This window comes from Marinobacter sp. (assembly GCF_041687235.1).
Lineage (GTDB): Bacteria > Pseudomonadota > Gammaproteobacteria > Pseudomonadales > Oleiphilaceae > Marinobacter.
The window spans coordinates 46350-54251 of record NZ_JAWLCH010000018.1 but is presented as its reverse complement, the minus strand read 5'-3'; the positions used below and the strand labels follow the sequence as shown (position 1 = coordinate 54251).

The following is a 7902-nucleotide window of genomic DNA, read 5'->3' as shown; positions in this document are numbered from 1 at the left end:
CAGTACAGATCGAACCAGCCTCGAATGCGATAATGGTCGCTTTCATCCTCGCTGCTGTGGCCCCGTTTGTTTCGGGCCATACCATGGAAAACTTCGACTTTGATTCCCGGGAAGAAATAAGGCACCCAGTCGCCGGGGACAAAGGTCGCAATGGCGTTGTACTCCATAACCTCTGCCACCGTTTTCAGGTGCTTTTCGTCCGGTCTAAGAGGGGCGGCAGTACAGCCTGCAACAAACCACGCGACCTCATCACCGCGCTTCCTAATTTCGTCCTGCAACGGACGAAGAATGGAATAGGAGTAAGGCTGGTTAACGAAGAAGAGATATTTTTTCATGCGTGAAGCTCGTCGGTCAGCTCCTGATAGAGCTCAAGTGTCTGCTGTACGGTCGTGTCGGTATTGAAATCTGTACTGATGCGCTGATGGCCATGCCTGCCGAACGTCGTTGCCAGCTCGGGGTCACGGGCAATCCGGTCCAGTGCCCCCGCCAGGGCCTCGGAATCTCTTACCGGGACCACCAGCCCGTCTACGCCGTCCCTTACAAGCTCCGGCATACCGCCTGCCTGGGTTACAACCACTGGCCTTCGGTAGGCCATGGCCTCAATCACAACCCGGGGCAGACCTTCACTTTCCGAGGGCAGCACCAGACCGTCACAGGCCGCGGCCACCTGTGGGGCATCCGAACGGAATCCTGCCAACTTGATACGATCAGCGTGCCTTGATTGCCGGATCCTGGCTACCAGTTCCTGGTTTTCCAGGAGATCCCCCACCAGCAGGAGGTGAACCGGCGAATCCTCCTCAAGATACTCCATGGCATCAATCAACGTTGCAAATCCCTTCCCGGGACGATCACGACCGGTACAACAAAAGACGAAAGAACCGGCCGGGAAGCCAAATTCAGAAATGTCGGCCGGTGGCGCGGTGTACCACTCAAGGTTATGCCCCTTGTAGATGCGAATAATCTTGTGGGGCGGAATTCTTTTACCAAGAAAGCGGATGTCGAGAAAATAGTCTTTTACGGCGTCCGAGACACACATGATCCGATCCACGCGAGGGTGAAGGAACGTTATCCAGGATTCAGGGCTCCAGACGCCCACATTGCCAATCACTCCCCGGTAGACCACGATTTTGACGTCCATTCCCCGGGAGGCCCGAAGAGAACAAGCCAGAGCCCGCGGATTGAAGGATTGCACCACAGTGAAACGCCGGGTTTTCAACTTCTCGCGGATTTGAGCCGTCCCTTCCCGGTCAAACCGGCCTCTCAGGGCAATCGGGGAAACCGGAACACCCGCTGCCTCAATCCGCTGGTAGTTTCGCCCTTTGGGATTCGCCATTACCTCTATTGCCAGTCCCGCTCTATGGAGCCCGATAAACAATTCAGATTCGGGCAAATCACACGAGTCTGTAATACACAGCACAACCGGCGTTTTTCTGTTTGAAGTCATCGTTGCCTGTCAGAAAAAAGAGAATAGGTTCAGGAGGTATGGCCGTAGCCATCGAGAAACGATTGCCAGCGTTGCTGCAGAGCTTCACTCTCTCCACCACTGACCTTCACCAACGAGCGTCGGAGCCTTGAAAGATTCTGCGCCTTCCAGCCAGGGCCCGAATCTGCTCGCCTGATGTCACCCTTGTCGAAATCGATCAGGAAAAACTCATCACCACGAACCAGAACGTTGAAACAGTTCAGATCCGCGTGCCTTACACCCGCATCATGAAACTGACGGATTGTAGCGCCAAGTAATGCCCAGGCATCACTGGCCATCGTCTGAAATAAATCAGCCAGGGGCGTTGTGCCTTCAAGCTGCTCAATAATAATCGCAGCCCGGTACTGCAGAGGAGAGAGTTTGCGATACCAGGCGGCCACAGGGCGAGGTACCGGAAGACCAAGGGACACCAGCTGATTCAGCAACCTGAATTCTGCGAAGGAACGGACCTCGGATTCACGGGTATACAGATACGCCGACAGGGAAACCTTAGCGACCAACCCGCCTCGACGATACTCCCGCAGAACCAGCCTGTCCGCTCCAGCCCTTAAAAACCAGGCCCCGCCCCGACCGCCGCTGCTCACCGGGCGCGCCTGCTTACCCCAGGCATCGGCGTCGAACCATTCTTCGGTAACCCTGCCTTTGTAATCGGGGTGAATCAGCATTGCCGAAGCCCTTTCCCGAATACAGATTTCAGACTCCGCCATGCTGGGTACCTGGTCACCGAAAGTGAAAGAAAACGCGCCTCATCCACACATGCCGGGACGGACAGGTGCGAGTACGTTAGAATGGCCGCCAGTTTACCAATGATTGCCGACAAAGCTCCACAGCCCCAGGCCACAACCTGAAGCGGATCAATAACCGATGAACTCCATCTGCATACTTCGCCTGTCCGCCATCGGCGACGTCACTCATGTGATACCTGTCGTTCTTAGCCTCCAGGATCAGATCCCCGGCGTGAAGATCACCTGGGTCATCGGCAAGATCGAGGCCAAACTGATCGGCGATCTGCCCGGTGTCGAGTTCATTGTTTTTGATAAAAAGGCCGGTCGACAAGGCTACGCCGAACTCCGTAAACAGATGCAGGGCCGCAAGTTCGACGCATTGCTACACATGCAGGTGGCCTTTCGCGCCAACCTGGCAGCTGCCTGCATTCCCGCCCGGGTCAGGATTGGCTATGACAAGGCCCGGAGCAAGGATCTTCACAGCCTGTTCATTAACCGTCGCATCAAACCGGCCCCGCAGCAGCATGTTCGCGACTGCCTCGCCAGTTTCCTTGAACCGCTGGGCCTTGAGGCGGCGCCACCGCACTGGCAGATTCCCCTGAGCGACTCAGACCATGAGTTTGCCAGAGCGCACCTGGCAAGCGATCGCAGGAACCTTGTTATCAGTCCTTGCGCCAGCCACAAACTGCGCAACTGGCCTGCAGAGCGCTACGCCTGGTTAGCCGATCATGCCGTTCAGAAACATGGAATGAAGGTCATTCTGGTGGGCAGCCCTGCCCCGTTTGAGGCCGAGTATTGCGCTGCCATTGAAGCCGGCATGAAGGAAGTAGCCCACAACATCTGCGGCAAGGACACCCTCAAACAACTGACAGCGCTGATGACCCACGCCGATCTGGTGGTAGCCCCCGATACCGGGCCGGCCCATATCGCCAGTGCGATGGGTACCGATGTGCTTGGGTTGTTCGCGGCGAGCAACCCCTACCGTTCAGGACCCTTCAATTCTCTGGCTTGGTGTGTGAACCGTTACCCGGAAGCGCTGGAAAAGTTTACCGGAAAAACCGTGGAGCAGGCACGATGGGGGACGAAAGCAGAGTTTGAAGGGGCGATGGAGCTGATTACGGTGGCCGATGCAACGGGGATGCTGGATCGGTGGGTGGAAGCTCACCCACTGGGCTAAGCTGAAAAAGGGGTCAGATGAAAGCGTTCATCTGACCCCGACTTTCACTTCCGGGCGGTGTAATCCTGATAGGACTTCTCTTCCACGAAACGCGACCCCAGGGCCAGATTGACCTCTTTCTTGATGGCGGCGCGTTTGTCGTTGGTCACGTAAACAGCACGGGCCAGCTCAATGAATCTCGGGCCAAAGTCCTGGGCTGCTTCCTGATCACGAATATCGTCCTCAATCACCCACAGCTCCTCGTTGACCGCCTTCAGCTGCCTGCGAAGATCAGCGATTTCAGCCGCCTTGCCCTTTACCGCCTCGTCCCATATGGCACTGAGCTCGTCCAGTTCAAGCCGAACGTTTTTGAGCTTTGCTTCATCCTTGATTCGCTCGGATTTGATTTCAAGAATGGTGATCTTGTCCAGCACCTCACCGAAGGAGACCGGTACCTTGATTACGTCTGCCATGTGCTCGTTCCGTCAGTAAACAGGGTGTATTCAATAACAAAGCCGCCGGGCTGAAGCAGTCAACGGCGGCTTGAGACTCGTCTGGGATCAGCCTTTTACGTGAGTCAGCCAGCCGCTGTGCTCAGGCAGCTTTCCCTTGACCGCATCGAAGTACATGCCCTGAAGCTTCTCGGTCACCGGACCACGCTTGCCCGCACCGATGATTCGGCCATCCAGTTCACGGATCGGCAGTACTTCAGCGGCTGTGCCGGTAAAGAAGGCTTCATCAGCAATATACACTTCATCCCGGGTGATTCTGCGCTCCTTGACCGGAATATTCAGCTCGCGGGCAAAATCCAGGATCGTGGCACGGGTTATCCCTTCCAGGCAGGAGGTGAGCTCTGGCGTGTGCAGCACACCATCACGCATGATAAAAATATTCTCCCCGGAACCTTCGGCAACGTAGCCTTCGTTGTCGAGCAGCAGGGCTTCTTCGGCTCCGCCGGAAATGGCCTCGTTCAGAGCCAGCATCGAGTTGATGTAGTTGCCGTTCGCCTTGGCCTTGCACATGGTGATGTTGACGTGGTGGCGGGTGTAAGAGGAGGTGCGTACCTTGATCCCCATTTCCTTCGCTTCCGGAGACATGTACGACGGCCAGCTCCAGGCAGCTACCATCACGTGCACCTTTAGATTATCGGCCCGCAGCCCCATGCCCTCGGAACCTAGAAACGCCATCGGGCGGAGATACGCTTCGTCGAGGTTGTTCTCGCGAACCGCCGCACACTGCGCCTCATTCAGCTCGTCCTTACTGAACGGCATTTTCATGTTCAGAATGTGGGCGGAACGGAACAGTCGATCGGTATGCTCTTTCAGGCGGAAAATAGCCGGACCGTTCGCGGTATTGTAGGCCCGCACACCTTCAAAACAGCCCAGGCCGTAGTGCAGGGTGTGAGTCAGGACGTGAGTCTTGGCTTCCCGCCAGGGAACCATTTCACCGTCCAGCCAGATAACGCCATCGCGATCAGCCATCGACATTCTTCATTGCTCCTAAAAAAGCGTTTTTCGGGGAACCGGCATTCTAGCAGGAAAATCTGCCGGAATTGAATTTGCCTTACGTATCCATCATCACTTTTTTCCACATGGCGCGAATGTAGTCACGCTCGTCTGGGAAGGCGTCGCCCTCAACCTGGCTGTTGAGGTTCTGTAGCGCCCGGCGGTGGATTGTGGAACGAAGGGTTATGAAGGTTTTCCTCAGCTTTTCAGTGTCTTCCACCGCCATCACGCCTGCCCTGCCCAGCTCTTCCATCTGGCGGATATTGTCGGACCACTGGGTCAACTCGGGGTGCTCGGCGCACCAGGCCAGCATCAGGTATTGGACCATGAACTCGATATCGATGATGCCACCGGTGTCATGCTTGATGTGGAACACCTCGGCCTGCCGGCTCTCCGGTGTACCCAGGCTGGCCCGCATTTTTTCCCGCATCTGGACCACCTCGGTACGAAGCTTGTTACGGTCCCGAGGCTGGCAAAGGATGTCATGGCGTATGGTTTCGAACGCTTCAAGCGTTTCCTCGCATCCAGCGACACCCCGGGCACGGGCCAGTGCCTGATGCTCCCAGGTCCAGGCATCCTCACGCTGGTATTTATCGAACGCCTGCAGAGTGCTCACAAGCAGGCCCGAGTTACCGGACGGTCGCAAACGCATATCCACCTCGTAGAGTTGCCCGGATGGCGTCTGGGTATTGAGGATATGGACAATCCGCTGCCCCAGGCGGGTGTAGAACACCGCATTATCGATGGGCTTCTCGCCATCGGTAGCCAGTTCCGGATCGGCCTTGTGAACAAACACCAGGTCGAGGTCGGAGGTATACCCCAGCTCGATCCCGCCCAGCTTGCCGTAACCAATGATGGCGAAATCGGTTTCACAGGCAGACCCATCTTCCCTACGCGGATAACCGTGGCGACTGACCAGATTGGCAAAGGCCACATCCACTACGTGGTCGAGGACAACCTCGGCGATCCAGGTCAGGTAGTCACTGACCTTCATCAGAGGCAAGGTACCTTTGAGCTCGGAGGCGGCTACCCGCAGAATGTGAGCTTTCTTGAAGTGGCGGAGGGATTCCATCTGGTCTTCCAGATCCTCAAACGGAATCCGCAGCATCTGCTGGCGCAGATCGTCCTGCAACTCAGCCTTGGCCGGCGGATGATAGAGGCTCTCGGCGTTCAGCAGCTCATCCAGCAGCAACGGCGTTTCCGCCAGCTGCCGGGCAATCCAGGGACTTTCACTGCACAAACGGACCAGTTGGGTGCAGGCACCGGGGTTCTCCAGCAGCAACACCATGTAAGCCGTTCGACGCAGAATCGCCTCTACCAGCTGCAGCACCCGGGACAGGGTCTCCGAGGGATTATCCACCTGGGTGAGGGCCTCCAGCAGCATGGGCATGAACTGATTGAGTCGTTTCCTGCCCTGGGTCTGGAGCGTCTGCACGGTCCGGTTATCACGCAGGTCCGCCAACTCGGCAACGGTTCCCTCCGGATTCTCGTAGCCCCGGGATTTCAGCCATTCCAGGGCTGCACCTTCCTCCATTTCCGCCAGCCAGATTTCAAACCAGCCTTCTTCAAGCGACTCCTGACTTTCGTCCTCATCGTCCTCGGTGGCAATGATGTTGGCAAAATGGGTGGCCACCCTCTCCCGATGCTCCCTGAGGCTCTGCTCACAGGCCTGCCAGCTCTCAAAACCCATGATAGTGGCCACACGTGATTGGGAGAGCTCGTCCTCAGGCAACAACTGGGTCTGCTTGTCTTCCATGCCCTGAAGCGCATGTTCCAGATTTCTCAGGAACACATAGGCCTCACGAAGTTCACGAACCACCGGTGAAGGCAATAGCTCAAGCTCTTCAAGCTCCTTCAGAATGACCAGCAATTCCCGCTGCTGGAGCTCCCGGTCCCGGCCGCCTCGAATGAGCTGGAAGGCCTGGACCACGAACTCAATCTCCCGGATACCGCCACTGCCCAGCTTGATGTTGTTTTCCAGACCCTTGCGACGCACTTCCCGGCCGATCATGGCCTTCATGCTGCGAAGGGATTCGAACGCACTGAAATCGATGTACTTGCGATAGACAAAGGGGCGCAGACTCTCCATGAGCACGGCTCCCGCCCTTTGATCGCCAGCCACCACACGAGCCTTGACCATGGCGTAGCGCTCCCAGTCCCGGCCCTGGTCCTGGTAGTAGGTTTCCAACGCAGCAAAGCTCAGGGCCAGTGCACCGCTCTGGCCGTAGGGGCGCAGCCGCATGTCCACCCGGAACACGAAACCATCCGCCGTTATCTGGTCCAGCGCCTGGATCAGCCGCTGCCCCAATCGGACAAAAAACTGCTGGTTGTCCAGTGACCGGCGCCCGCCCACGGTTTCGCCCTTGCTCGGGAAGGCAAAGATCAGGTCAATGTCCGAGGATACGTTCAGCTCCCGGCCGCCCAACTTGCCCATGCCCAGAACGACCATTTTCTGGTCGGCATCCTGGCCGGTAACCGGGTCCGCACCGCGAGGCGTGCCGTATTGTTCGCAGGCATCCTGGTACAACCAGTCCAGCGCGCCATCGATGCAGATATCAGCAAAGGCACTGGTGGCCGCCATCGTTTCGGCCAGGTCGGCCCACCGCATCAGGTCGCGCCAGATAATCCGGAATTGCGATTCCATACGAAATCGTCGGAGTGCTGAATGCAACGACGGCTCGCCGTCGATGTCTGCCAGATAATCCTGCCATCGGCTCTCAAGGTACTCGGGGGTAGTGGGCTCGGTGAGCAAACGCGATGCAAGCAAGGCCTGAACCTGCCCGGGGTGACGTTCCAGCGTCTGGCGAAGAAACAGGCTGCGAGACAACGCGGCGGCCACCACGGCATCATTCATGCCTTCCGAAGAGGTAAGCCAGCCTGGTACCCCGTCCGGGAACATCGACTGCCAGCAACCGGACACATCATCGGCCAGCAGTTTCGGAAGGCTGTGCCAAGGCTCAGACATAATGCAAACCCCTGTCTCTCTGTTATATTTCCGGTACTGTATAACGAACTCACCCGCAACTGAACAGG

6 protein-coding genes and 1 pseudogene are annotated in these 7902 nt (G+C 57.2%); 1 reads left to right on the top strand and 6 read right to left on the bottom strand.

From position 1 onward, the window contains the following. The 3 genes and pseudogenes from ACESMK_RS17915 to ACESMK_RS17905 all read right to left on the bottom strand — a co-directional run. Positions 1–335 (bottom strand): annotated as a pseudogene (locus ACESMK_RS17915) (CDP-glycerol--glycerophosphate glycerophosphotransferase); the annotation flags it as partial. Beyond that, complete coding sequence (locus tag ACESMK_RS17910) at positions 332–1444, bottom strand: glycosyltransferase family 4 protein (RefSeq protein WP_373001601.1); 1113 nt, start codon at positions 1442–1444, stop codon at positions 332–334. The gene ACESMK_RS17910 and the pseudogene ACESMK_RS17915, both read right to left, overlap by 4 nt. A gap of 29 nt (positions 1445–1473) precedes the next feature. Continuing rightward, complete coding sequence (locus tag ACESMK_RS17905) at positions 1474–2190, bottom strand: 3-deoxy-D-manno-octulosonic acid kinase (RefSeq protein ID WP_373001599.1); 717 nt, start codon at positions 2188–2190, stop codon at positions 1474–1476. Between the two features lie 157 nt (positions 2191–2347). On the opposite strand from ACESMK_RS17905, the gene ACESMK_RS17900 reads away from it, so the two are divergent. After that, positions 2348–3385: a glycosyltransferase family 9 protein gene (locus tag ACESMK_RS17900; protein WP_373001597.1), complete on the top strand. Its 1038-nt coding sequence runs from the start codon at positions 2348–2350 to the stop codon at positions 3383–3385. A 44-nt stretch (positions 3386–3429) separates the two neighbouring features. On the opposite strand, the gene ACESMK_RS17895 is transcribed toward ACESMK_RS17900, so the two are convergent. The 3 genes from ACESMK_RS17895 to glnE all read right to left on the bottom strand — a co-directional run bounded on the left by ACESMK_RS17895 (position 3430) and on the right by glnE (position 7834). Further along, the gene (locus tag ACESMK_RS17895) at positions 3430–3837 is read right to left on the bottom strand and encodes a DUF6165 family protein (RefSeq protein WP_373001595.1); all 408 of its coding nucleotides are present in this window, start codon (positions 3835–3837) and stop codon (positions 3430–3432) included. 87 nt (positions 3838–3924) lie between these two features. Beyond that, positions 3925–4851 carry a branched-chain amino acid transaminase gene (locus ACESMK_RS17890; RefSeq protein WP_373001593.1) on the bottom strand — a complete coding sequence of 309 codons (927 nt, stop codon included), beginning with the start codon at positions 4849–4851 and terminating at the stop codon, positions 3925–3927. A 76-nt stretch (positions 4852–4927) separates the two neighbouring features. Further along, positions 4928–7834, bottom strand: a complete 2907-nt coding sequence (gene glnE / locus ACESMK_RS17885; RefSeq protein ID WP_373001591.1) for a bifunctional [glutamate--ammonia ligase]-adenylyl-L-tyrosine phosphorylase/[glutamate--ammonia-ligase] adenylyltransferase — start codon at positions 7832–7834, stop codon at positions 4928–4930. Positions 7835–7902: the final 68 nt, after the last annotated feature.